Origin of the sequence: Oceanimonas sp. GK1, from assembly GCF_000243075.1 — a bacterium.
Classification (GTDB): Bacteria; Pseudomonadota; Gammaproteobacteria; order Enterobacterales; family Aeromonadaceae; genus Oceanimonas.
This window is the reverse complement of the sequence record NC_016745.1, coordinates 1,295,742-1,318,653: the sequence shown is the minus strand read 5'-3', so window position 1 is coordinate 1,318,653 and position 22,912 is coordinate 1,295,742. Positions and strand designations below refer to the sequence as shown.

The window sequence follows — 22,912 nt, the reverse complement described above, 5'->3', positions numbered from 1 at the left end:
TCACCGAGGAGAATGCACGCTTGCAAGACAAAGAACTGCACGATTTCATCGTCGACAAACTGGACGATCTCAAGGCCCGCGACATTCGCGTACTGGACGTCACCGGCAAATCCACCATCACCGACTGCATGATCATCTGCTCCGGCAACTCCAGCCGCCACGTCAACTCCATCGCCGATCACCTGGCCACCGAGGCCAAGCATGCCGGCCTGCACCTGCTGGGCATTGAAGGCCAGGGCGCGGGCGAATGGGTACTGGTAGATCTGGGTGAGGCCATCGTGCACGTGATGCAGGAAGAAACCCGTGACTTCTATCAACTGGAAAAACTCTGGGGCGGCAGCACGGCCGGAGCCATGGCCGGATGAAGCTGCAGCTGGTGGCGGTCGGCACCAAAATGCCGGCCTGGGTAACCACGGGCTTTCAGGAATACCAGCGCCGCTTTCCCCGGGACATGCCATTGGAACTGGTTGAAATTGCCGCCGGCAAGCGCGGCAAGAACGCCGATATCGAACGCATTCTGCACAAGGAAGGCGAGCAGATGCTGGCTGCCGTCAGCAAGTCGGCCTGCCTCGTCACCCTCGACATTCCCGGCAAACCCTGGACCACGGAGCAACTGGCCGGCCAGCTTACCCGCTGGCAGCACGATGGCCGCGACGTGGCCATCCTTATCGGCGGCCCGGAAGGGCTGGCGCCGGCCTGCAAGGCCGCGGCCGAGCAGTCCTGGTCACTGTCGCCACTGACCCTGCCCCATCCCCTGGTGCGGGTGGTGGCGGCGGAAAGCCTCTACCGCGCCTGGAGCATCAACAACAACCATCCCTACCACCGGGAGTAAGCCATGGCCAGGTCCCGGGTAAAAATGCGCGACCATGTCGCCGAATCCTCCTTGCACTGGCGCCGCACCCTGGTGTCCTTTATTGCCATCGTGCTGCTGATGGGGGTGCTGTTTGCCAACCTCTACCACCTGCAGGTGAACCAGCACCAGAGCTACCAGACCCGCTCCAACGACAACCGCATCAAGGTGGTGCCCATCGCCCCCACCCGGGGCTTGATCTATGATCGCAACGGCGTGCTGCTGGCGGAAAACCGGCCCATCTACAGCCTGGAGATCACCCCGGAAAAAGCCGGGGATCTGGAGGCCACCGTCGACGCCCTGATCGCGCTGCTGGAACTGGATCCGGAACTGAAGGAACGCTTTTTTCATGATGTGCGCCGTAACCGCCGTTTTAATCCGGTGGTGCTGGTCAGCCGGCTGAATGAAGATCAGGTGGCCCGCTTCAGCATCAACCAGCACAAGTTTCCCGGCGCCGCCATCGAGGCCTATCTCAAGCGCCACTATCCCTACCAGGACACCCTGACCCACGTGCTGGGTTACATGGCCAAGATCAACGACCGGGATCTGGAGCGGCTGCGGGAAGACAACAAGCTGGCCAATTACGCCGCCACCCGGGACATCGGCAAGCTGGGGGTCGAGCGCTACTACGAGGATCTGCTGCACGGCCACGTCGGCTACCAGGAGGTGGAGGTCAACAACCGGGGCCGGGTGATCCGTACCCTCAAATACGAGCCCCCGGTGCCCGGCAGCGACATCTACCTGAACCTCGACATCAGGCTGCAGCAGCAGGCCCAGAAACTGCTGGCAGGCCAGCGCGGCGCCATTGTGTTGATGACCCCCAAAGACGGCCAGGTGCTGGCCATCATGTCCAACCCCAGCTACGACCCCAACCTGTTCGTGCACGGCATCAGCGGTCCCGACTACAAGGCGCTGCTGGAAAACCCGGATCGGCCGCTGATCAACCGCGCCAGCCAGGGCATTTACGCCCCGGCTTCCACCGTCAAGCCCATGCTGTCGGTAATGGGGCTGAACGAGGGGGCCATCACCCCCTCCACCCGCTATTTCGGCGGGCCCTTTTTTCAGATCCCCAACACCAAGCGCAAATTCCGCGACTGGCGGCGCTGGGGCCACGGCTGGATGGACGTGTTCAGGGCCATCGAAATCTCCGCCGATACCTTTTTCTACGACCTGGCCTACCGCACCGGCATCGACACCATGCACGACTACATGAGCCGCTTTGGCTTTGGCCAGGCCTCGGGCATCGACCTGCACGAAGAAGCCACCGGCATCATGCCGTCCCGGGACTGGAAGCAGCGCCGCCACAAACAGCCCTGGTACCAGGGGGACACCATTTCGGTGGGCATTGGCCAGGGCTACTGGACCGCCACCCCGCTGCAGCTGGCCCGGGCCACCTCGATCATGGTGGACCACGGCGACACCGTGCACCCGCGCCTGCTTAATGCCATTGTGCTCAACGGCAACAAAGTGAGCATGCCCATCAGCCATGGCGAGCCCATCGTGCTCAAGCAGGACAACTACTGGAAGGTGGCGCTCACCGGCATGTGGCGGGTGGTCAACGGCACCGAGGGCACGGCACGCAAGGCCTTCAAGGACACCGCCTACGTCGCCGGCGGCAAGTCGGGCACCGCCCAGGTGTTCAGCCTGGCGGAAAACCAGCAGTACGATCACCAGAGCCTGCGGGAACACCTGCGCGACAATGCCCTGTTCGTGGCCTTTGCTCCCTTTGAAAATCCCGAGGCGGTGGTCTCGGTGGTGCTGGAAAACGTCGGCGGCGGCAGTACCCACGCCGCTCCCCTCGCCCGCGCCATGCTCGACGCCTATCTGGCGCCCGCCGCCCTGTCCGACGAGGAAGTCATCGCCGATGAATAAGCATCAACGCTCCCTGGGAGAACGCCTGCACCTGGACTGGCCGCTGCTGGCGGGCCTGCTGCTGCTGCTCGGCGCCAGCATGGTGATCCTCTACTCCGCCACCGGCGAAGATCTGCAGGCGGTCACCCGCCAGGGCATGCGCATTGGACTGTCGCTCACCGTCATGGTAGTGCTGGCCCAGTTTTCACCGAGCTTTTATGCCCGCTGGGCACCGCCGGTGTTTATTATCGGAGTAATACTGCTGGTGCTGGTATTGCTGGTGGGGGACATCGGCAAGGGCGCCCAGCGCTGGCTGGAAATCGGCAGCTTCCGCTTTCAGCCCTCGGAGGCGCTCAAGCTGGCCATGCCCATTACCATTGCCGCCTACATCAGCCGCTACCCCCTGCCCCCCGGCCTGCTGCACGTGGCCATCGCCTTTGCCCTGGTGCTGGTGCCCACGCTGCTGATTGCCAAGCAGCCGGATCTGGGCACCTCGGTGCTGGTGGCCGCCTCGGGGCTGTTCGTGATCTTTCTCGCCGGCCTGCCCTGGCGGTTGATCCTGCTGGCGCTGACAGGCCTGGCCGCCTTTCTGCCGGCACTGTGGTACTTTCTGATGCACGACTACCAGAAGCGACGGGTGCTGACCCTGCTCAACCCGGAAAGCGATCCCCTGGGCGCCGGTTATCATATTATTCAGTCCAAGATTGCCATCGGCTCCGGCGGTATCTGGGGCAAGGGCTGGCTGCACGGCACCCAGTCCCAGCTGGAGTTTCTGCCCGAGCGCCATACCGACTTCATTTTCGCGGTGCTGGCCGAGGAGTTCGGCCTGGTGGGCGTCAGCCTGCTGATATTGATGTACCTGTTTATCATCGGCCGCGGCCTGCAGATTTCGGTGCAGGCCCAGGGGGCCTTTCCCCGCCTGCTGGCCGGCGCCCTGACCCTGACCTTTTTCGTGTACGTGTTCGTCAACATCGGCATGGTCAGCGGCCTGCTGCCGGTGGTGGGGGTGCCGCTGCCGCTGATCAGTTTCGGCGGCACCTCCATGGTGACACTGATGGCCGGATTTGGCATTCTCATGTCCGTTCATACTCACAAGCGCCTGTTGGCGAAATAACAGACAAGGAACCCTAGATGCGCCTCGCCCTTCTTTCTGCGGCAGTGTGGTTATCAATGTCGGCCTCGGCGGCGCCGACGGTCACGGAGCAACAACAGTGGCTCGATGAGCTGGCCGGCAAGTTCGAGCTGTCTCAGGAGGCGCTGAACCAGGCCCTGGCCCAGGCGCAATACCAGCAGCCGATCATCGACGCCATGACCCGGCCCGCCGAAGCCAAGCCCTGGCACCAGTACCGCCCCATCTTTCTCACCGACAAGCGCATTGAGCAGGGCGCGGCCTTCTGGCACGAGCACGCCGCCCTGCTGGCCCGGGCCGAAAAAGAGCTGCAGGTGCCCCCCCAGATCATCGCCGCCATCATCGGGGTGGAAACCTTCTACGGCGCCCACATGGGCAGCCACAAGGTGCTTGATGCCCTGTATACCCTCGGCTTTCACTACCCACCCAGAGGCGCCTTTTTCCGCTCCGAGCTCGGCCACTACCTGAAGCTGGCCGAGCAGCAGCAATGGACGCTTGACGAGCAAAAAGGCTCCTATGCCGGCGCCATGGGCATGGGCCAATTTATTTCCTCCAGCTACCGCCACTACGCGCTGGACTTTGACCAGGACGGCCACATCAACTTGTTTGAGGCCACCGATGCCATCGGCAGCGTCGCCAACTACTTTCATGAGCACAAGTGGCAGCCGAATGAGCCCGTGGCCCACCGCGCCACCGTTACCGACCCAGAGGCCGCCGAGGCACTGCTCTCCGCCGCGCTGGAGCTCGACTACAGCTGGGCAGAGCTGGCCGCCGCCGGCGTCGGCACCGAGGCCGAACTGGCGCCCGATACCCCGGTCAAGCTGCTGAAGCTCGACGGTGCCGAGGGCCCGGAATACTGGGTGGTGCGCCACAACTTTTACGTGATCACCCGCTACAACCGCAGTCCGCTGTACGCCATGGCGGTCTACCAACTGAGTGAAGCAATCAGGCAAGCCCATGAACAACAGCTTTAAACGTGTATTGCCGCTGGCGGCCCTGTTGCTGGCCGCCTGTAGCAGCCAACCCGAGGCGCCCAAGCAAACTCAGGACGACGCCTACGATCGGGAAACCGCCGGCGGCCGTTACAGCATGCGCAAAGACATGGCGCCGGGCGAAATGCCGGACATGTCCCACGTCAAGGACGCTCAGCCCCGCTTTGAGCCCTACAGCCGCCAGGGCAACAAGGACTACAACGTCTGGGGCCAGGACTATGAAGTGTGGCGGGACGTGCAGAACTACAAGGACGAGGGCATGGCGTCCTGGTACGGTGCCAAGTTTCACGGCTACCACACTTCCAACGGCGAGGTGTACGACATGTTCACCATGACCGCCGCTCACAAGAACCTGCCGCTGCCGTCTTTCGTGCGGGTGACCAACACCGAAAACGGCAAGCAGGTGGTGGTGCGGGTCAATGATCGCGGCCCCTTTCACGACGGCCGCATTATCGACCTGTCCTATGCCGCCGCCTGGAAACTGGGCATGCTCGGCAAGGGCACGGCGCCGGTAAAGGTGGAGCTGATCAAGGTCGCCCCCAGCAAGGAAGACGTGCGCCTGGCCAACCAGGGGCCCGGGCGGCACATTCAGTTGCTGGCCACCCGCTCCGGCGACAAGGCCAAGGAGCTTGCCGCCCGTCTGAGCAGGGAGTATGGTTTCCCCGCACGGGTGGAGCACCAGTCCGACTGGTACAAGCTGCAAATGGGGCCCATCCCGGCAACCCAGACGGACGATCTTCTGGCCCGGCTGATCGCCGAAGGCTATGAACAGGCATATTTCCTGAAGTAAACGGATTTCAACGTATTTTTAACGGCACACCTTGCCCATTCATTTTTCAAACAAGGGTCTGACTCACCTTATGCGTACGGTTAACACTCTGCCTACTCTCGCCATTGCCGGCCTGATGTCCTTTGCCGCCCAGGCACAAACCTCGGTGTCCATGATCCCCGAGCCGCCGGCCATTGCCGCCAAGTCCTATGTACTGATGGACTATGCCAGCGGCCAGTTGCTGGTGTCGGAAAACGCCGATCAAAAACTGCCCCCGGCCAGCCTGACCAAGATGATGACCTCTTACATCCTTGGCCAGGCGCTGGAGGAAGGCAAGGTCAAGCGCGATGACCTGGTCACCATCAGCGAAGCCGCCTGGGCCCAGAATTTTCCCGGCTCCTCGGTGATGTTCCTGGAGGTGGGCAAGCAGGTCAGCGTTGACGATCTCAACCGCGGCATCATCATTCAGTCCGGCAACGATGCCACCGTGGCCGTGGCCGAACACCTGGCCGGCAGCGTCAACTCCTTTGCCGATCTGATGAACTCCTGGGCCGCGCGCTTAGGCATGAACGACAGCCATTTCGTGACCCCTCACGGCCTGCACAGCGAGGACATGTACACCACCGCCCGCGACATGGCGCTGCTGGGCCAGGCGCTGATCCGTGATGTGCCGGAGGAATACGCCATCTATGCCGAGAAGTCGTTTACCTTCAACGGCATTACCCAGCACAACCGCAACTCCCTGCTGTGGGACCAGTCCCTGAACGTGGATGGCATCAAGACCGGCCATGTCGAGGCCGTGGGTTACAACCTGGTGTCTTCCGCCACCAAGGACGACATGCGGCTGATCGCCGTGGTGATGGGCGCCGCCAACGAGCGGGCCCGGGCAGCGGAAAGCAAGAAGCTGCTGACCTACGGTTTTCGCTTCTACCAGACCCTGACCCCCTACGAGGCCGGCAGCAAGCTGGTGGATCAGCAGATCTGGATGGGGGATAAAGACACCGTGGCCCTGGGCGTGGACAAGGCGGTGGCGGTCACCATTCCCCGCGGCCAGGCCCAGAGCCTGCAGGCCGATTTCACTCTGGATCAGGCACTGAAGGCGCCCCTGGCCAAGGGTGAGCGGGTCGGTACCCTGCACCTCAAGCTGGGTGACAAGGACGTCGCCACTGTGCCGCTGGTGGCCCTGGAAGACATTGAACAGGGCGGCCTGTTCAGCCGGCTGATCGACTACATTACCCTGCTGATTCAAGGGTTGTTCAACTGATAGCACCATGGGGCCGGTATTCATCCGGCCCCATTTTCTTGTTTCCCGTCCAAAAGACCCTGCAAGTTGTCGGTTTCGAATTAGCCGCGTTTATGATAAAAATGCGCCAAGGGTGATGGATATTGCCTCCATTCCCAATCGAATACTGCCGTTTTCAAAGGTTGCCATGAATACCAAATTTGATGAGTTGCTCGACTTTCCCTGCCGGTTTCCGTTCAAGGTGCTGGGCCTGGCCGACGAGCGCCTGCCCGACCTGGTGGTGGAGGTGTTGCAGCAACACGCCCCCGGCGACTACAGTCCCAAGGTCCGCCCCAGCAGCAAGGGCAATTACCACTCCGTGAGCGTGCATGTCATGGTGCAGAGCAAGGAGCATGTCGAGCTGCTGTATACCGAGCTCGGCAAGATTGAGCTGGTCAAGTACGTTCTCTGAGGTCACTTTCTCATGCAGCAGGACAAACTCACCATCAGACACTGGGGACTGGCGTCCTACGAGCACGTCTGGCACACCATGCAGACCTTCACCGATCAGCGCAATGGCGACACCGGTGACGAGTTCTGGCTGGTGGAGCACCTGCCGGTGTTCACCCAGGGCCAGGCCGGCAAGGCCGAGCATGTGCTCAACGCCGGCGACATTCCGGTGATCCAGGCCGATCGTGGCGGTCAGGTGACCTACCACGGCCCCGGTCAGCTGGTGCTCTACCTGCTGTTGGATGTGCGCCGCAAGAAACTGGGCGTGCGCAACTTGGTCACCGCCATGGAAGACTCCATCGTCGGCCTGCTGGGGGAATACCAGATCGAGGCCTACGCCAAGCCCGACGCCCCCGGCGTGTATGTGGCCGACAGCAAGATTGCCTCCCTCGGCCTGCGGGTACGGCGCGGCTGCTCTTTTCATGGCCTGGCCCTGAACGTCAACATGGATCTGAGCCCCTTTCTGCGCATCAACCCCTGTGGCTATGCGGGCATGGCCATGACCCAGTGCAGTGCCCTGGGTGGCCCCCAGACCCTCGATGAAGCCCAGTCCCGCCTGGTTCCCCTGCTGGCGGAACGGCTGGGCTATCAACACCTCTTCTACACCACAGAGAAAGTGAAATTATGAGCAAACCCGTACGCGTCGAACCCGGCGTAAAATTGCGTGACGCCGACAAGATGGCCCTGATCCCGGTCAAACACCTGCCCGACCAGGAAGAGGAAGTGCTGCGCAAGCCGGAGTGGATGAAGATCAAGCTTCCTCCCAGCAACCAGCGCATACAGGGCCTCAAGAACATCATGCGCGAGAACAACCTGCACTCGGTATGTGAGGAGGCGTCCTGCCCCAACCTGGCCGAGTGCTTTAACCACGGCACCGCCACCTTTATGATCCTGGGTGCCATCTGTACCCGCCGCTGTCCCTTCTGCGACGTGGCCCACGGCCGCCCGCTGCCCGTGGATCCGGAAGAGCCCGCCAAGTTGGCCAAGACCATTCGGGAGCTGGGTCTCAAGTACGTGGTGATCACCTCGGTGGACCGGGACGATCTGCGCGACGGCGGGGCCCAGCACTTTGCCGACTGCATTCGCGCCATTCGCGAGCAGAGCCCCAACACCAAAATCGAGATCCTGACCCCGGACTTTCGCGGTCGCATGGACACCGCCCTGGAGATCCTCAAGGACACCCCGCCGGACGTGTTCAACCACAACCTGGAAACCGCCCCGCGCCTGTACCGCATGGCTCGCCCCGGTGCCGACTACAAGTGGTCGCTGGAGCTGCTGCGCCGGTTCAAGGAAATGCACCCCCAGGTGGCCACCAAGTCGGGCCTGATGATGGGCCTCGGTGAGACCAACGAGGAAATCGTGGAGGTGCTCAAGGATCTGCGCGAGCACAATGTCACCATGCTGACCCTGGGCCAGTACCTGCAGCCCAGCCGTCACCATCTGCCGGTGAAGCGTTACGTGCCGCCCGCGGAGTTCGACGAGCTGAAAGAGGTCGCCGACAGCATCGGCTTTACCCATGCCGCCTGCGGCCCCTTCGTGCGTTCGTCCTACCACGCCGATCTGCAGGCCCAGGGTGTGGAAGTGAAATAAGCCCGTGAAAGGTGAGACGCGGAGACGTTAGACGAAAAATCCACGTCAACCAGCATCAAAAAAGGAGCCTAACGGCTCCTTTTTTGTTGTTCAGATCAGGGGCAACGCCTCACACCTTGCCCCTCACGTCTTACGTCAAACGTTCACGCCTGGCGGCGGGCAGCCACGGCTTCTGCCAGTTGCGCCAGCATTCTCTCGGTGTCGTTCCAGCCGATGCAGGCGTCGGTGATGCTCTGGCCGTAGGTCAGCTCGCAGCCTTCCTGCAGATCCTGACGGCCTTCCACCAGGTGGCTTTCCACCATCACCCCCATGATGGCTCGCTGGCCGGCAGCGAGCTGGCCGCACACATCCTCGGCCACCACCATCTGGCGCTGGTACTGCTTGCTGCTGTTGGCATGACTGAAGTCGATCATCAACTTTTGCGGCAATTCGGCTTTTTCCAGCCCGGCGCACACCGCGGCCACGTGCTCGGCACTGTAGTTGGGCTCCTTGCCGCCCCGCAGAATGATGTGGCAGTCCGGGTTGCCGGCGGTGGAGACGATGGCCGAATGACCGAACTTGGTCACCGACAGAAAGTGGTGCGAGGCGCTGGCGGCGCCAATGGCATCGGCCGCCACCTTGATGGTGCCGTCGGTCCCGTTCTTGAAGCCCACCGGACACGACAGGCCCGAGGCCAGCTCGCGGTGCACCTGGGATTCGGTGGTGCGTGCGCCGATGGCGCCCCAGCTCATCAAATCCGCCAGGTACTGGGGGGTGATCATGTCGAGAAACTCGCTGGCGGTGGGCAGGCCCATGTCGTTGAGATCCAGCAGCAGCTTGCGGCCGATGCGCAGACCATCGTTGATCTGAAAGCTGTTGTCGAGATAAGGGTCATTGATCAGCCCCTTCCAGCCCACGGTAGTGCGCGGTTTTTCAAAATACACCCGCATCACCACTTCCAGGGTGTCGGCATAGCGCTCACGCAGCACCTTGAGGCGCTTGCCGTATTCAATGGCGGCTTTGGTGTCATGAATGGAGCAGGGGCCGATCACTACCAGCAGGCGATCGTCTTCGCCGGTCAGAATGCGGTGGATGGCCTCGCGGCATTCAAACACGGTGGCCGAAGCGGTGTCGGTGGCCGGATATTTTTCCAGCACGGCCACCGGCGGCAGCAATTCTTTGATTTCGTTAATGCGGATATCGTCGGTTTGAAAATGCATGAGCCATCCTGCTTGAATTTCCGAGCTTCTCGCTCGTTTCTATCGAAAAGACTTGTTTTCAATCTATCCCGAGCAGGGTCCGGCTGTAAACGCTCTATTGCCTCCCGACGCCATTTGTTTGACAGGAACCACCGATGGAGCCGATAAAAAAGAACGATTAGCGCATTAACTGATAACCATTACTATTTACTTATGAATTTGGTAATGGAGAACCGCGCCATGTACAAGACTCTTACCTTTGCCTTGGTCCATTTTACCGTGGCCCTGACCGTGGCCTGGCTGATCTCCGGCAGCCTGCTGGTAGGCGGTCTGATCGCGCTGGTCGAGCCCATGATCAATACCGTCGCCTACTTCTTTCACGAGCGGGCCTGGAGCCGCTTTGGCAAGGCGAAGCTGGACAAGACCGGCCCGGCAATGTGAACATGCGTCACATTTCCCTTAGCGAGAATTGGCATGAGTTACTCCCTCACAGAACAAGACAAAGCCACCGTGCTCGCCCTCGGCGATGACGAGCGCTTCAACCACTTCGTCAACCGGGTATGCGAGCAGGAAGAAATCTGGATCCTCACCGACGAGCACGGCTGCATGATGCTGACCACCGACGATGACGAAGACTGCATTCCGGTGTGGCCCCATGCCGACTACGCCAAAGACTGGGCCGTAGGCGACTGGAAAGACTGCACTCCCGAGGCCATCAGCCTCAACGTGTGGCTCAAGCGCTGGGTACCCGGCATGACCGACGACGAGCTGCTGGTGGCGGTCTTTCCCACCGCCGACGAAACCGGGGTGGTGGTGGAGCCTTATGAGCTGAAAGACGCTCTGGATCGCAAAAAGTCGCTGGGGCGGCGCAACTGATGCAGATCTGGGTCGACGCCGATGCCTGCCCCAAGGTGATCCGGGAGATCCTGCTGCGTGCCGCCGAACGCACCGGCACCCCGCTTATTCTGGTGGCCAACCATGTGTTGCCGGTACCGGCCTCAAAGCTGGTGCGCCAGTTGCAAGTTGCGAAAGGTTTTGACGTGGCCGACAACGAAATCGTGCAGCGCCTCGAGCCCGGCGATCTGCTGATCACCGCCGATATTCCCCTGGCCGCCGAGGCCCTGGACAAGGGCGCCGAGGTGCTCAGCCCCCGGGGTGAGCGCTTTGACAAGGGCACCATTCGCGCCAAACTGACCATGCGCGATTTTATGGACACCCTGCGTGCCAGCGGCGTGCAGACCGGTGGCCCGCCGACTCTCAGCCAGGCCGACCGCCAGGCCTTTGCCAACCAGCTTGATCGGCTGCTGCGGTGAGACGTAAAAACGTATGACGTGAGATGTAAGACGTGGTGTGAGGATTTGCTTTGTCTTCTTACCTCTCACATCTTACGTCTTTCCTTCAAACAGAGGTACACCATGTTCAGAACCCTTACCCTTGCCCTGAGTGCGCTGCTGCTGAGCGCCTGCGCCAGTTTCAGCCAGTACAGCGTCTCCGAAAGCGAGCTGGAAAAGGCACTCTACACCCAGCTGGAAGAGCAGGCGCCCCGCTTTACCCAGGGGCTGGTGGAAACCCGCATCGACAACCTGGATCTCACCATTGGCCCCGACAGCCGCGAGGTGGTGCGCCTCGACATTCGCGGTGAAACCGCCATCAACGCCCTGATCGCCCGTTTTCCCGCCGCCCTGGATTTGCAGCTTGAAGGCCGCCCGGTGTACGACCGGCAGAAAAATGCCATCTTTATTCGGGATCTCGCCCTGCTCAAAAGCCAGGTCAACGCCTTTGGCTACCAGGGCGACGTGGCCGCCGCCTCGGCGGGCATGATGCAGCTGGTGCGCGCCGTGCTGGAAAACCAGCCGGTGTACCGGCTGGACGATAGCCGCTACCGCTGGGTAAAAAACGTGCCCGTGGCCCTGGACATCGTCCCCGGCCGGCTGGTGCTGAGCCCCCGCTTCGGCGACTGATGCGACCACCACACCCGACGCTGGCTTAATATGCGGCACCTAGCCTACAATGACGCACATTGTGTTAAACCATAGCCCTATTGTCAGGAAGGTGACCTATTAACGCGGCGGTTTTAATGGTGTTTGTGCCCACCTTTTTCTTTGTGTCGGTAACCCCCGGCATGTGCATGACCCTGGCCCTTTCCCTGGGCATGACGGTGGGGGTAAAGCGCGCCCTGTGGATGATGCTGGGGGAGCTGGCCGGCGTGGGTCTGGTGGCCTGCCTGGCGGTGATTGGCGTGGCCGCGCTGATGCTGCAATATCCCCAGCTGTTTTTGCTGCTCAAATACGGCGGCGGCCTCTATCTGGCCTGGCTTGGGCTTCAGCTGTGGCGCTCCCGGGGTAAGCTGGCCCTCAACCCGGTGGATGTCGGTCCGCGCCATATTCCCGCCGCCTCCCTGGTCAGTCAGGGCTTTGTCACCGCCATTGCCAACCCCAAGGGCTGGGCCTTTTTCATCGCCCTGCTGCCGCCCTTTATCGATAATCAGGCACCGCTGGCCGGCCAGCTGGTGACCCTGGTGTCGATTATTCTGACTCTGGAGTTCATCTGCCTGCTGCTGTATGCCAGCGGCGGCCGCACCTTAAGCCGGGTACTGCAGCAAAAGGGCAAGGTACAGCTGATGAACCGCATTGCCGGCAGCCTGATGCTGGGAGTCGCCCTGTGGCTGGCGCTGGGCTGAGCCGGGCGCAACTGGCCATGGCGCTGGTGCTGCTGGTGGGCGTGCTCTGCCTGGGCCAGCGCATCGGCCTGCTGCACCACTGCGCTCAGCAGGCCCACCTGGAACAATCCCACGACGCCGTCGGCCAGACCGACGGTGAAGGCTGCTCGCTGTCGGAGCAGTTGCTGACCCACTTCTGGGATCATCCCGACAGCCTGCTGCTGGGCCTGTTCGCCCTGCTGAGCTGGTGGCTGACCCCGGCGCGCCGCCATGGCCGGCAACCCATTCCACCTCCCGAGCCGGTCCCCGAATACCGGCGTCACCTGGTGCTGTGCGTATTCCGGGAATGACAGTCAAGGCCCACTCCCCTTATGCTTGGCTTTGATGACCGGAGAATTCAACGTGTACCGACTTTTTTCATTGTGTTTACTGCTGCTTGCCAGCCTCACCGCCCAGGCCGCCGACACCGGCTGGCTGCAGGCGCCCGACCACCCGCCAGTGCAGGTGCGGCTGGTGCAGAATGGCCCGCTCGATAGCGCCAACGGCCAGTATGCGGCCCTGCTGCAGGTCAAGCTGGCCGACGACTGGAAAACCTACTGGCGCTCCCCCGGCGAGGGCGGCATCGCCCCCCGCCTGGAGTGGCAGGACTCGACCAACATCGCCGGGCTGGACTGGCGCTGGCCCCTGCCCGAACGTTTTCACCTGCTGGGCATAGAAACCCAGGGCTACCAGCAGGATGTGAACTTTCCGCTGCTGATCACCCCGGCCAATGCCGGTGAGCCGGCGGTGCTGAACGCCACCCTGACCCTGCCGAGCTGCACCACCATCTGTGTGCTCACCGAATACGCCCTGTCGCTGCCCCTCGACCCGAGTCTGGCACTGAATGAAACCACCAACCATGACTTTCAGCAGGCCCTGTCCCGAGTGCCCCGCCCAGCCTCTCGCGTGCAGGCCGGTGACGGCCGCTGGGATGCCGGCCGGGAGCGGGTCTCGGTGGAACTGCACCATTCCGCTGGCTGGCGTGACCCGGTCGTTTTTATCGACGATACCGACACCGCCGTGTTCAGCCAGCCGGTGCTCAGCGTCAATGGCGAGCGACTGGAGGCCCGCTTTAACGTCAACAGCTGGGATCCCGAACTCAACCTCGACGGCGCTCCCCTTACCGTGACCGTGGCCGACGCCAACCTGGCCGAAGAGCTCACCGTCACCGTCGCCCGGGGCGCGCTGCCGGCCACCGGCCACGCCCAGGCCGGCCTGTGGTTGGCACTGGGCTACGCCCTGCTGGGCGGGCTGATCCTCAACGTCATGCCCTGCGTGCTGCCGGTGCTGGGACTCAAGCTCAACAGCCTGTTGCTGGGCCAACGCAGCCGGGCCGAAGTGCGCCGCCCGCTGCTGCTCTCCGCCGCCGGCATCATGCTGTCGTTCTGGGGACTGGCGGCCTTCATGCTGGTGCTGACCTGGTCCGGCGCGCAGCTGGGCTGGGGCATTCAGTTCCAGCAACCGGGCTTTATCGGCTTTATGCTGGCGGTCACCGCGCTGTTCTCCCTCAACCTGTTCGGGCTGTTTGAAATTCACCTGCCCAGCCGACTCAGCACCTGGCTGGCCACGGGCCCCGGTGGCGGCGGCAGCCACCTGATGCAGGGCATGTTCGCCACCCTGCTGGCCACTCCCTGCAGCGCGCCCTTTCTGGGCACGGCGGTGGCGGCGGCGCTGGCGTCGTCGCCGCTGGTGCTGATCGCCATCTTTACCGGCCTGGGGCTGGGTATGGCCCTACCCTGGCTGCTGCTGGCGGCTTTTCCGGGCTTTGTGCGCCTGATGCCCAAACCCGGCCCCTGGATGGTCAAGGTCAAATGGCTGTTTGGCCTGATGTTGCTGGCCACCAGCCTGTGGCTGCTGTCGCTGCTCACGCCTACCCTGGGAACGCCCCTCAGCCTGTTGCTGGGTGCCCTGCTGGTGGTACTGCCGCTGTGGTCGCTGTTGCGCCGCCATGGCGTTCAGGCCCTGCTGTTTGGCCTGGCCGGCATCAGCCTGGCGGGTGCCGTGCTCGGCGGCGTGGCCCTGCTGACCCAGGAGCGCTGGGTCAGCCCGGCCAATCCGGCGCTGGCCTGGCAGCCTCTGGACATTCCCCGCATCGAACGGGAAGTGGCCGCCGGCAAGCGGGTGTTCGTGGACATCACCGCCGACTGGTGCATTACCTGCCAGGCCAACAAGATTGGCGTTATTCAGCGGGATCCGGTCTACGACGCGCTCAGCCAGAATGACGTGGTGCTGATGCAGGGCGACTGGACCCGGCCCAATCCGGCCATCACCGACTACCTGCGTGCCCACGGCCGGGCCGGCATTCCCTTTAATCAGGTGTTCGGCCCGGGCTCCCCCGATGGCCAGGCGCTGGAAGTCCTGCTGACCACGGAGCGGGTGATGTCGGCACTGGAGGCGGCTCGATGAGCCGGCTGAAACGGCTGCTGGGCTATGCCCTGCTGATGTTCATGGTGATGACGGCGGTGGATCTGTGGCGCAGCCGGGATCTGCCCGCCTCGGCCGAGGTGCTGGGCACCCTGACCACCCTGGACGGCAACACCGTGGATCTGGCGGCCCAAAGCCGGCAGGAGCCGGTGCTGCTTTATGTGTGGGCCAGCTGGTGCGGCGTGTGCCGGCTGGTATCCCCCATGGTCAACCTGGTGCCGGGCACTGTGATGAGCATTGCCATCGCCTCGGGCAGCGACCAAAAGGTCGCAGCCTATATGGCCGGCAAGGGCCATGACTTTGAGGTGATTAATGATGCGGACAACCGGCTGGCGCGCCGCCTGGGCATTGGCGTCACCCCCACCCTGATGGTGGTGCACCAGGGCGAGCTGAAACTGGCCACTACCGGTTTTACCACCCTGCCGGGCATGCTGCTTCGGCGCTGGCTGGTTCGGATCGGGGACTAGGGATACGATTCCCTATTCACCAATCCCTATTCACTTCTTTTTCAGAAAAGCACCCGCCGGCCCTTGAGGCAGTCCCGGCAGGTGGGCTCGCCCATCAGGGATCCCAGCGCCTCGGGGGCACAGCGTTTGCCACAGCGGCTGCATTCGTGAAACGACTTCAGCCGCAACGCGATGCACTCATCCACCAGCGCCAGCAACTGCTCCAGACTGCCGCTGCGCTCATCCACCACGCCCCGTGAGCTGGGTTTGGTGGTCTGCATATCATGGTGACGCCACTCCATGGACGGCAGCAGCACCTCGGCCCGGTCTGGCTGGAACGACACTATCACCAGCACAGGATCGCCGATAAACAGGCTCTGGGCCCCCTGTACCGGGTAGTTGAGGTGGTTGATCAGGTGCTGACGCCAGGACTCCAGCGTGGGCGACAAGGGCATCGCCAGCAACAGGGCATCCAGCAACTTGGACGGCATAATACTCCTCTCCCCTCGCAACAACAAAGCGGGGCCCCAGCGGGCCCGGCGCTTACTGGCGGATCAGGTAATCCGCCTGGCCTACCCATTTGTAGCTGGTCAGCTCTTCCAGCCCCATGGGGCCCCGGGCGTGCAGCTTCTGGGTCGACACCGCCACCTCGGCCCCCAGGCCAAACTGGGCACCATCGGTAAAACGGGTGGAGGCATTGACATAGACCGCCGCCGAGGGCGCACCGTTCACAAACCGCTCGGCACTGGCCAGGCTGTTGGTGAGAATGGCATCGGAGTGGCTGGCATTGAACTGGCGCAGGTGGGCCAGTGCCGCCTCCACACCGCTCACCAGCTTGACCCCTAGGGTCAGGCTCAGCCACTCGGTGTCGAAGTCGTTGTCGCCGGCGGCGCGCACGGTGGCCGAACCGGACTGCAGCAGCGGCAGCGATTGGGCACAGGCCACCAGGCTCACGCCCTTGTCGGCCATGCGGGTGCTCAGGGCAGGCAGCAGCTCGGCCGCCACCGCCTCGTGCACAAGCAGGGTGTCGAGGGCATTGCAGGCACTGGGCCTGTGGGTCTTGGCATTGTCGATCACCTCAATGGCCCGGGTCAGATCGGCGCTGTCGTCCACATAGGTGTGGCTGATGCCAAAACCGCCGATGATCACCGGAATGGTGGCCTGCTCTTTGCACAACTGGTGCAGACCGGGACCGCCGCGGGGAATGATCATGTCCACGTACTGATCCAGCTTGAGCAGACCGCTTACCCACTCCCGGCCCGGCTCGCCGATGTACTGCACGCAAGACTCGGGCAGCGAGCAGGCGGCCAGGGCCTGGCGAATGACTTTCACCAGCTCCTGGTTGGTGTGAAAGGTTTCCCGGCCGCCGCGCAATATGCTGGCGTTACCGGTTTTCAGGCACAGGGCGGCAATGTCGATGGTGACATTGGGACGGGCCTCGTAGATCACCCCCACCACCCCCAGCGGCACCCGGCGGCGGGACAGCCGCATGCCGTTTTCCAGCACCCGGGATTCCAGCTCGGCGCCCACCGGATCCGGCAGCCGCACCACATTGCGCACATCGTCGGCAATGGCCTTGAGCCGCGCGGGGTTGAGCATCAGCCGGTCGAGCATGGCCTCCCCGATGCCGTTTTCCCGGGCGGCGTCCAGATCCTGCGCATTGGCGGCCAGAATGGCGTCGGCGTGCTCTTCCAGGGCGTCGGCCATGGCCACCAATGCGGCATTTTTGGTCTTGGTGCTGGCCTCGGCCAGCAGGTAAGAAGCTTCGCGGGCGGCGCGGCCCATGTGTTGTAAGTCCATGTTATCTCCTACAAAAGCACCAGATCGTCGCGATGAATGGCGACGCTGCCGTAGCCATAGCCCAGCAGGGTTTCAATCTGGTCTGAGTGTTGTCCTTTAATGCGTTGCAGATCCTGCGCGTCGTAGCGGCAGATGCCCCGGGCCAGCTCCCGGCCGTCGGGGTTGACGATGCGCACCGCCTCGCCCCGGCGAAAACGCCCTTCCACCTTCACTATGCCTTTGGGCAGCAGGCTGGAGCCCTTGTCCATCACCGCGCTCACCGCGCCGGCGTCGACGTGAATTTCACCGTGGGGCGGCGGCCCGGCCAGGATCCAGCGCTTGCGGCTTTCCAGCGGGGTGGCCAGGGCCGGAAACCGGGTGCCCACCCGGTCGCCGGCCGCCAGCCGGCCCACCACTTCCGGGATCTGGCCGGTGGCGATCACCACGTCCACCCCGGCCCGGCGGGCCACGTCGGCGGCCTGCAGCTTGGTGGCCATGCCGCCGGTGCCCAGGCCGCTGACGCTGCCGCCGGCCAGTTTGCGCAGGGTGTCGTCGATGGTCTGCACTTCCTCGATCAGCTGGGCATCGGGGTTGTTGCGCGGGTCGGCGGTAAACAGGCCGCGCTGATCGGTCAGCAGGATCAGCAGATCGGCCTCGGCCAGAATGGCGGCCCGGGCCGAGAGATTGTCGTTGTCTCCCACCTTGATTTCGTTGGTGGCGACGGCGTCATTTTCATTGATCACCGGAATGATGCGGTGATCCAGCAGGGCGCGCAGGCTGTCCCGAGCGTTAAGGTAGCGCTCTCTGTCTTCCAGATCGGCCCGGGTCAGCAGCAGCTGGCCCACGTGCAGGCCATAGATGTTGAACAGCGACTGCCAGGTCTGGATCAGCTGGGTCTGCCCCACCGCCGCCAGCATCTGCTTGTTGGCCATGGTGCCGGCCAGCGTAGGAAAGCCCAGGTGCTCGCGTCCGGCGGCAATGGCCGCCGAGGTCACCACAATAATGCGGTGCCCGGCCCGGTGCAGGCTGGCGCACTGGCGGACTAGCTCCACCATGTGCGCCTTGTCGAGATGGCGGGTGCCGCCGGTGAGCACACTGGTACCCAGTTTTACAACAATGGTTTTGCCTTTCATCGAACGCCCTGCGGCTCCTTTACAACACAGCAATGCCGGCATGGTGCCGGCAATCATCATCTAAAAAGAAAACATTTCTTGCGGCCACTGGGGCCGCCGGAAATCAGGCGGGGCTCAACAGGTGCTTGTCGCCAAGCTCCGGTGCCGGGCCGGCACTGAGGGAGAGTTCATCAAGGCAGCTGGCGAGCTTGTCGTAAAAATCGCGCAGGGTACGGGCCACTTCATCTTCATGCTTGCGGGGAATGTCCCGCTCCTGCCAGCGGCCTTCGCCATCGTAATAGCCCAGCCGGTAGTGAAACTGGAAACGCTGCTCGCCCCGGGGCGACAATTCCAGCCACCAGCCCCAGAATTCGCGTTTTTCCGGCGCCACCTTGGCACTGGCACAGACCGCCAGACAATCAAAAAAATAGCCCTGCTCCGTTGACTGCTCGCTGCGCAGATAGGGGCCAATGGCCGTAAACACGCGCAACAGCTTCTGATGACTCACCTTTTCAGCACTCATAACCACCTCCCTGGTAACTGGCCTATATGTAACCCTTTTTCACCCAATAATAAAGGTTGGCCGCCCTCGATGATGAAAAATCGCCCACCCGCTCCCGGCCTGGCGTTAAAGATGATGCAGCAGCCAGTCCCGGGTCCGGGCCAGCGCCGCCTCATAGACCTGTAGCAGCGGCAGCCGGTCGAGCACCAGCGCCTCGCCGCTGCGGCTGGCGGCGGCCAGGGCCTGGATCTCGGGCTCGGGACACAAAAAGTCGTGGCGGTGGCCAATGCTGAGCAGGGGCACCGGGGTTTTGCGTGCCAGCAATCCTTGCGTCTTCAGGGACAAGCCGCGGCAGTGCTGAAAGACCCCTTCCCAGTCGTTGCTTTTCATGCCCAGGCGATTGGCGATGCTGTCTCTCAGCATGGCCGGGGCCCGCATGAAGCGATCCCGTTCGCTGAAAAACAGGTTGGCGGCGCCGGCAATGCTGACCGCAGCCCGCAGCCGGAACGGCTCCAGGCTGGCCAGCCGGGCGGCCACATTGCCCCCCATGCGTACCCCCAGCATGGCTACCCGGCGTTCGTCCACCCAGGGAATGTTCGGCACATAATGCAGCACCGCCTGATGCAGCCGGCTGCTGTCCTGCACCAGCGGCCAGTGGGCGGAATACCCTACGCCGGGCATGTCGACGGTCAGCATGGCGATGCCGGCCGGGGCCAGATAACGCTCGTAAAAACGCCAGAAATCAAGCTGCAGGCTGTCGAGGCTGCCGCTGACCATCACCAGCGGCAGCGGCAGGTCGTTGGTGGGCAGGTGCAGATACCCCTGCACCTCCTTGCCATTAAAGGGAATGCGCAACTCCTTCAGCGGCACCGGCAACAGCCGGCCCGCTTCCCGGTAGGCCTGATTGGCCAGCAACTGGGCCTGCAGCGCCAGCCGGTCGCCCTTCAGGTGTGGGTAGCTGGCCAGGGCAAAGTAGCGGGCCGCCGCCAGAAACTGCTGCCGGGCCTGCTCGGGGGTGCCGGCTTGGCGGGCCCGCTGCTGCGCCTCGGCGCCCAGCCGGCTCCATTCAAACACCCAGTTGCCGGGCCGGTATTCGGCCACGGTATCCAGCCAGCCGTCCACACTGCGGGGCCCCGGCGCCGCCGCCATGCGTGCCAGGGTGGCCTCAATCTCGATGCTGTCGACTCCCAGCCAGTGCCAGAAGGCGCGTTTTTGCAGGCGGTAGAAGCCGGGCAGATCGGCGCCGTCCACAAAGGGAGCCGGCTCCTGCGTGCCGGGAGAGCGGCGACCGGCAAAGGCGATGGTGGAGGTTTCCGAGGCGTGCTGAACGGGAGAAAACAGCCGCTCGCTGAGATTGCTTTGCTGGCTTGTCATGAAGGCTCCGGCGTTAAAACGTAAAAAAGGCTCCGAAGAGCCTTTTTATCACGCCTGGTCCTGCTCGCACAGGGGCGGCACAAAGGTCACGCTCATGTCCCAGGGCTGTTCAATCCAGGTGTCCTGGCCCACAGGCACTTCAAAGTCGTCCACCAGCGGCTCGCCCTTGGGCTTGGCGAACACGGTAATGAATTTGGCCCTGGGGTAGAGTTCGCGGATCACGCGGGCGGTGTTGCCGGTGTCCACCAGATCGTCGACGATCAGAAAGCCTTCACCATCGCCGGACACCTGTTTCAGCACCTGCAGATCATCCCGCTGCTGGTTGTGGTCGTAGCTGGAAATGCAAAGGGTATCCACATGGCGGATGCCCAGTTCGCGGGCCAGAATGGCGGCGGGTACCAGGCCACCACGGCTGACGGCGATGATACCTTTCCACTGGCTGGCGGGCAGCTGACGGGCGGCCAGCTTGCGCGCTTCGCGCTGAAACAAGTCCCAGGTGACGACGAATTTGTTGGACATAGCAAGAACCTTTGGGTGTTGGCTTTAAAACAGAATAGCCGCCCACGGCCCCGCCGTAACGGACCCCCGGGCAAACAATGGGCGCATTATAGAGATCGCGCCCATTCTTGACCAGCGTTACAACTTTTTCTTGCCGGGCCGTCACTCCACCGGCTTAGACTAAAGTTGCAGTCGACCAGATCCCGTTTTTGCCTTGCCGCCGGCCCCAATGTGATGACTCCCCCGCTAGAATGACTCGGGCACGGATTTGCCACATCAGAATAAGGACGTCAATGTGAACTGGCTTCGCTCCCTTACCATTGCCAAACGGCTTTATCTCAACCTGCTGCTGCTGTCGCTGGGCATTCTCGGCGTCACCCTGCTGATGCTGTGGTTCTTTTACCAGGGGCTGGTGGAAGAAAAACGGGTGCAGGCCATGCGCCAGGTACAGTCGGTGGTGAGCCTGGCCGGCCACTACCACAGTCTGCAGCAACGCGGCCAGCTGTCCGAATCCCAGGCCCGGGAGCAGGCCATGACGGCCATTGCCACCCTGCGCTACGGCGACAACGACTATTTCTGGATCAACGATCATCACCCGCGCATGATACTGCATCCCATGAAGCCGGAGCTCAACGGCAGCGATCTGAGTGGCTTTGCGGATCCCGATGGCAAGCGGCTGTTCGTGGAAATGGTGCGCCAGGTGGAGCAGGCCGGCAAAGGCTTTGTGCATTATCTCTGGCCCAAGCCCGAGCACGACGCCCCGGTGGAAAAGGTGTCCTATGTGGAGCTGTTCCAGCCCTGGGGCTGGATCATCGGCACCGGCATCTACATCGACGACGTGGAAACCCAGCTGCTGGCCCTGGCCGGCAAGGTGCTGACCATGATGCTGGGCCTTGGCGCCCTGGCGGTGCTGGTGGCGATTATTCTTATTCGCAGCATACTGCAACCGGTGAGCCAGACCGTGCGCGCCCTGCGGGACATTTCCCATGGCGAGGCGGATCTGCGCCGCCGGCTGGACGAAACCGGCCGGGACGAGATCACCCAGCTCAGCCAGAGCTTCAATCAGTTCTGCTCACGGCTGAGTGACACCGTGCGCAAACTCTCCCCCATCAGCCAGGAAGTCAGCCAGGCCTCGAGCCGGCTGTCGGACATTGTTCGCCACAACCGTGGCGTCTCGGAGCAACAGTCGGAGGAAACCGAGCAGGTGGCCACCGCCATGCAGGAAATGCTGGCCACCAGCAGTGAGGTGGCCCGCTCCGCCGAGCAGGCCGCCACCGCCAGCGAGGACTCGGCCCGGGCCGCCGCCCAGGGCTCGCAACAGGTGGCCGACACCTGTGCCCACTCCTCGGCGCTGGTGGCAGAGCTGGGCCAGGCCCAGCAACGGCTGGGTGCGCTGGCCGAGCGCACCCAGACCATTGGGACCGTACTGGAGGTGATCCGCACCATTGCCGAGCAGACCAACCTGCTGGCGCTCAATGCCGCCATTGAAGCGGCCCGGGCCGGCGAACAGGGCCGGGGCTTTGCGGTGGTGGCCGACGAGGTGCGCGAGCTGGCGACCCGCACCCAAAGCTCCACCAACGAAATTGAGCAGATCATTCACGGGCTGCAGCAGGAATCGGACGACACCGTTACCCGAATGCATACCCTGATGCAGCGAGCCGAAGAGACCCAGGGCAGCGCGGTCCTGGCGGGCGAGGCCCTGGCCACCATTACCGAACGCATGACGCTGATTAACGACATGAACAACCAGATCGCCACCGCCGCCGAGCAACAGCGCCAGACCACGGAAGAAATGAGCCGCAACCTCACCCGCCTGAGCGAGCTGGCGGACGAGGTGCGCAACAAAACCCAGGAAACCGACAGCGCCGGTGAGGCCCTGTTCAGCCTGGGCCAGCGGCTGGCGGCCGAGGTCAACGGCTTCAAGGCCTGACCGGGTTTTGCCGGACACCATGGATAACACCGGCAAGAGCGCGGTAAGCTTACTACAT

General features: G+C 63.0%; 25 protein-coding genes and 1 pseudogene. 19 read left to right on the top strand and 7 right to left on the bottom strand.

Going from position 1 to position 22,912, the window contains the following annotated elements; genetic code table 11:
- The first annotated feature begins 20 nt into the window (after window positions 1–20).
- The 10 genes from rsfS to lipA all read left to right on the top strand — a co-directional run bounded on the left by rsfS (window position 21) and on the right by lipA (window position 8,913).
- Window positions 21–365, top strand: coding sequence for a ribosome silencing factor (gene rsfS / locus GU3_RS06380; RefSeq protein ID WP_014291708.1), 345 nt, complete (start codon window positions 21–23; stop codon window positions 363–365).
- Window positions 362–832: a 23S rRNA (pseudouridine(1915)-N(3))-methyltransferase RlmH gene (gene rlmH / locus GU3_RS06375; RefSeq protein WP_014291707.1), complete on the top strand. Its 471-nt coding sequence runs from the start codon at window positions 362–364 to the stop codon at window positions 830–832. Before rsfS ends, rlmH begins: the two co-directional genes overlap by 4 nt.
- A gap of 3 nt (window positions 833–835) precedes the next feature.
- Window positions 836–2,722: a penicillin-binding protein 2 gene (mrdA, locus tag GU3_RS06370; RefSeq protein ID WP_014291706.1), complete on the top strand. Its 1,887-nt coding sequence runs from the start codon at window positions 836–838 to the stop codon at window positions 2,720–2,722.
- Window positions 2,715–3,815: a rod shape-determining protein RodA gene (gene rodA / locus GU3_RS06365; protein WP_014291705.1), complete on the top strand. Its 1,101-nt coding sequence runs from the start codon at window positions 2,715–2,717 to the stop codon at window positions 3,813–3,815. Before mrdA ends, rodA begins: the two co-directional genes overlap by 8 nt.
- Window positions 3,816–3,832: 17 nt before the next feature.
- Window positions 3,833–4,804, top strand: a complete 972-nt coding sequence (gene mltB, locus GU3_RS06360) for a lytic murein transglycosylase B (protein WP_041542987.1) — start codon at window positions 3,833–3,835, stop codon at window positions 4,802–4,804.
- Window positions 4,788–5,612 carry a septal ring lytic transglycosylase RlpA family protein gene (locus GU3_RS06355; RefSeq protein WP_014291703.1) on the top strand — a complete coding sequence of 275 codons (825 nt, stop codon included), beginning with the start codon at window positions 4,788–4,790 and terminating at the stop codon, window positions 5,610–5,612. The genes mltB and GU3_RS06355 overlap by 17 nt, the downstream gene beginning before the upstream one ends.
- 70 nt (window positions 5,613–5,682) lie before the next feature.
- Window positions 5,683–6,855: a serine hydrolase gene (locus GU3_RS06350; RefSeq protein ID WP_014291702.1), complete on the top strand. Its 1,173-nt coding sequence runs from the start codon at window positions 5,683–5,685 to the stop codon at window positions 6,853–6,855.
- 166 nt (window positions 6,856–7,021) lie between these two features.
- A complete protein-coding gene (gene ybeD, locus GU3_RS06345) occupies window positions 7,022–7,285 on the top strand; it encodes a DUF493 family protein YbeD (RefSeq protein ID WP_014291701.1) in 264 nt (87 codons plus the stop codon).
- 12 nt (window positions 7,286–7,297) lie between these two features.
- On the top strand, window positions 7,298–7,951 hold the full coding sequence (gene lipB, locus GU3_RS06340) for a lipoyl(octanoyl) transferase LipB (RefSeq protein ID WP_014291700.1): 654 nt from the start codon (window positions 7,298–7,300) through the stop codon (window positions 7,949–7,951).
- The gene (gene lipA / locus GU3_RS06335; protein ID WP_014291699.1) at window positions 7,948–8,913 is read left to right on the top strand and encodes a lipoyl synthase; all 966 of its coding nucleotides are present in this window, start codon (window positions 7,948–7,950) and stop codon (window positions 8,911–8,913) included. The genes lipB and lipA overlap by 4 nt, the downstream gene beginning before the upstream one ends.
- A 143-nt stretch (window positions 8,914–9,056) precedes the next feature.
- Here lipA and aroG read toward each other — a convergent pair whose 3' ends face one another.
- Complete coding sequence (aroG, locus tag GU3_RS06330; RefSeq protein WP_014291698.1) at window positions 9,057–10,112, bottom strand: 3-deoxy-7-phosphoheptulonate synthase AroG; 1,056 nt, start codon at window positions 10,110–10,112, stop codon at window positions 9,057–9,059.
- 225 nt (window positions 10,113–10,337) lie between these two features.
- On the opposite strand from aroG, the pseudogene GU3_RS06325 reads away from it, so the two are divergent.
- From GU3_RS06325 to GU3_RS06290, 8 genes and pseudogenes are all read left to right on the top strand, one after another.
- Window positions 10,338–10,532, top strand: a pseudogene (locus tag GU3_RS06325) (DUF2061 domain-containing protein); the annotation flags it as partial.
- Window positions 10,533–10,565: 33 nt separating this feature from the next.
- Window positions 10,566–10,967, top strand: coding sequence for a DUF2750 domain-containing protein (locus GU3_RS06320; protein ID WP_014291696.1), 402 nt, complete (start codon window positions 10,566–10,568; stop codon window positions 10,965–10,967).
- A complete protein-coding gene (locus tag GU3_RS06315; protein WP_014291695.1) occupies window positions 10,967–11,404 on the top strand; it encodes a YaiI/YqxD family protein in 438 nt (145 codons plus the stop codon). The genes GU3_RS06320 and GU3_RS06315 overlap by 1 nt, the downstream gene beginning before the upstream one ends.
- A gap of 102 nt (window positions 11,405–11,506) precedes the next feature.
- Window positions 11,507–12,052 (top strand): DUF1439 domain-containing protein, encoded by a 546-nt coding sequence (locus tag GU3_RS06310; RefSeq protein ID WP_014291694.1) that lies wholly within the window; start codon window positions 11,507–11,509, stop codon window positions 12,050–12,052.
- Between the two features lie 116 nt (window positions 12,053–12,168).
- Window positions 12,169–12,771: a LysE family translocator gene (locus tag GU3_RS06305; RefSeq protein ID WP_014291693.1), complete on the top strand. Its 603-nt coding sequence runs from the start codon at window positions 12,169–12,171 to the stop codon at window positions 12,769–12,771.
- Entirely contained in the window at window positions 12,753–13,100 is a 348-nt protein-coding gene (locus tag GU3_RS06300; RefSeq protein ID WP_014291692.1) for a hypothetical protein, read from the top strand. The genes GU3_RS06305 and GU3_RS06300 overlap by 19 nt, the downstream gene beginning before the upstream one ends.
- Before the next feature lie 52 nt (window positions 13,101–13,152).
- The gene (locus tag GU3_RS06295) at window positions 13,153–15,195 is read left to right on the top strand and encodes a protein-disulfide reductase DsbD (protein ID WP_041543549.1); all 2,043 of its coding nucleotides are present in this window, start codon (window positions 13,153–13,155) and stop codon (window positions 15,193–15,195) included.
- Complete coding sequence (locus tag GU3_RS06290) at window positions 15,192–15,680, top strand: protein disulfide oxidoreductase (RefSeq protein WP_014291690.1); 489 nt, start codon at window positions 15,192–15,194, stop codon at window positions 15,678–15,680. The genes GU3_RS06295 and GU3_RS06290 overlap by 4 nt, the downstream gene beginning before the upstream one ends.
- A gap of 41 nt (window positions 15,681–15,721) precedes the next feature.
- On the opposite strand, the gene GU3_RS06285 is transcribed toward GU3_RS06290, so the two are convergent.
- The 6 genes from GU3_RS06285 to gpt all read right to left on the bottom strand — a co-directional run bounded on the left by GU3_RS06285 (window position 15,722) and on the right by gpt (window position 20,945).
- On the bottom strand, window positions 15,722–16,150 hold the full coding sequence (locus GU3_RS06285; RefSeq protein WP_014291689.1) for a hypothetical protein: 429 nt from the start codon (window positions 16,148–16,150) through the stop codon (window positions 15,722–15,724).
- A gap of 52 nt (window positions 16,151–16,202) precedes the next feature.
- Window positions 16,203–17,459, bottom strand: a complete 1,257-nt coding sequence (locus GU3_RS06280; RefSeq protein ID WP_014291688.1) for a glutamate-5-semialdehyde dehydrogenase — start codon at window positions 17,457–17,459, stop codon at window positions 16,203–16,205.
- Window positions 17,460–17,467: 8 nt separating this feature from the next.
- On the bottom strand, window positions 17,468–18,571 hold the full coding sequence (proB, locus tag GU3_RS06275; RefSeq protein WP_014291687.1) for a glutamate 5-kinase: 1,104 nt from the start codon (window positions 18,569–18,571) through the stop codon (window positions 17,468–17,470).
- A 103-nt stretch (window positions 18,572–18,674) separates the two neighbouring features.
- The gene (gene crl, locus GU3_RS06270) at window positions 18,675–19,073 is read right to left on the bottom strand and encodes a sigma factor-binding protein Crl (protein WP_014291686.1); all 399 of its coding nucleotides are present in this window, start codon (window positions 19,071–19,073) and stop codon (window positions 18,675–18,677) included.
- A gap of 105 nt (window positions 19,074–19,178) precedes the next feature.
- Complete coding sequence (frsA, locus tag GU3_RS06265) at window positions 19,179–20,426, bottom strand: esterase FrsA (RefSeq protein ID WP_014291685.1); 1,248 nt, start codon at window positions 20,424–20,426, stop codon at window positions 19,179–19,181.
- 48 nt (window positions 20,427–20,474) lie between these two features.
- Window positions 20,475–20,945 carry a xanthine phosphoribosyltransferase gene (gene gpt / locus GU3_RS06260; protein ID WP_014291684.1) on the bottom strand — a complete coding sequence of 157 codons (471 nt, stop codon included), beginning with the start codon at window positions 20,943–20,945 and terminating at the stop codon, window positions 20,475–20,477.
- Between the two features lie 274 nt (window positions 20,946–21,219).
- Here gpt and GU3_RS06255 point away from each other — a divergent pair, with 274 nt between their 5' ends.
- A complete protein-coding gene (locus tag GU3_RS06255) occupies window positions 21,220–22,854 on the top strand; it encodes a methyl-accepting chemotaxis protein (protein ID WP_014291683.1) in 1,635 nt (544 codons plus the stop codon).
- The last annotated feature ends 58 nt before the right edge of the window (window positions 22,855–22,912 follow it).

Excerpts from the sequence above, each read along its gene's own strand:
- rlmH (WP_014291707.1), top strand. The coding sequence starts at position 362 with ATGAAGCTGCAGCTGGTGGCGGTCGGCACCAAAATGCCGGCCTGGGTA.
- mrdA (WP_014291706.1), top strand. The coding sequence starts at position 836 with ATGGCCAGGTCCCGGGTAAAAATGCGCGACCATGTCGCCGAATCCTCC.
- rodA (WP_014291705.1), top strand. The coding sequence starts at position 2,715 with ATGAATAAGCATCAACGCTCCCTGGGAGAACGCCTGCACCTGGACTGG.
- mltB (WP_041542987.1), top strand. The coding sequence starts at position 3,833 with ATGCGCCTCGCCCTTCTTTCTGCGGCAGTGTGGTTATCAATGTCGGCC.
- GU3_RS06355 (WP_014291703.1), top strand. The coding sequence starts at position 4,788 with ATGAACAACAGCTTTAAACGTGTATTGCCGCTGGCGGCCCTGTTGCTG.
- GU3_RS06350 (WP_014291702.1), top strand. The coding sequence starts at position 5,683 with ATGCGTACGGTTAACACTCTGCCTACTCTCGCCATTGCCGGCCTGATG.
- ybeD (WP_014291701.1), top strand. The coding sequence starts at position 7,022 with ATGAATACCAAATTTGATGAGTTGCTCGACTTTCCCTGCCGGTTTCCG.
- lipB (WP_014291700.1), top strand. The coding sequence starts at position 7,298 with ATGCAGCAGGACAAACTCACCATCAGACACTGGGGACTGGCGTCCTAC.
- lipA (WP_014291699.1), top strand. The coding sequence starts at position 7,948 with ATGAGCAAACCCGTACGCGTCGAACCCGGCGTAAAATTGCGTGACGCC.
- aroG (WP_014291698.1), bottom strand. The coding sequence starts at position 10,112 with ATGCATTTTCAAACCGACGATATCCGCATTAACGAAATCAAAGAATTG.
- GU3_RS06320 (WP_014291696.1), top strand. The coding sequence starts at position 10,566 with ATGAGTTACTCCCTCACAGAACAAGACAAAGCCACCGTGCTCGCCCTC.
- GU3_RS06315 (WP_014291695.1), top strand. The coding sequence starts at position 10,967 with ATGCAGATCTGGGTCGACGCCGATGCCTGCCCCAAGGTGATCCGGGAG.
- GU3_RS06310 (WP_014291694.1), top strand. The coding sequence starts at position 11,507 with ATGTTCAGAACCCTTACCCTTGCCCTGAGTGCGCTGCTGCTGAGCGCC.
- GU3_RS06305 (WP_014291693.1), top strand. The coding sequence starts at position 12,169 with ATGGTGTTTGTGCCCACCTTTTTCTTTGTGTCGGTAACCCCCGGCATG.
- GU3_RS06290 (WP_014291690.1), top strand. The coding sequence starts at position 15,192 with ATGAGCCGGCTGAAACGGCTGCTGGGCTATGCCCTGCTGATGTTCATG.
- GU3_RS06285 (WP_014291689.1), bottom strand. The coding sequence starts at position 16,150 with ATGCCGTCCAAGTTGCTGGATGCCCTGTTGCTGGCGATGCCCTTGTCG.
- GU3_RS06280 (WP_014291688.1), bottom strand. The coding sequence starts at position 17,459 with ATGGACTTACAACACATGGGCCGCGCCGCCCGCGAAGCTTCTTACCTG.
- proB (WP_014291687.1), bottom strand. The coding sequence starts at position 18,571 with ATGAAAGGCAAAACCATTGTTGTAAAACTGGGTACCAGTGTGCTCACC.
- crl (WP_014291686.1), bottom strand. The coding sequence starts at position 19,073 with ATGAGTGCTGAAAAGGTGAGTCATCAGAAGCTGTTGCGCGTGTTTACG.
- frsA (WP_014291685.1), bottom strand. The coding sequence starts at position 20,426 with ATGACAAGCCAGCAAAGCAATCTCAGCGAGCGGCTGTTTTCTCCCGTT.
- gpt (WP_014291684.1), bottom strand. The coding sequence starts at position 20,945 with ATGTCCAACAAATTCGTCGTCACCTGGGACTTGTTTCAGCGCGAAGCG.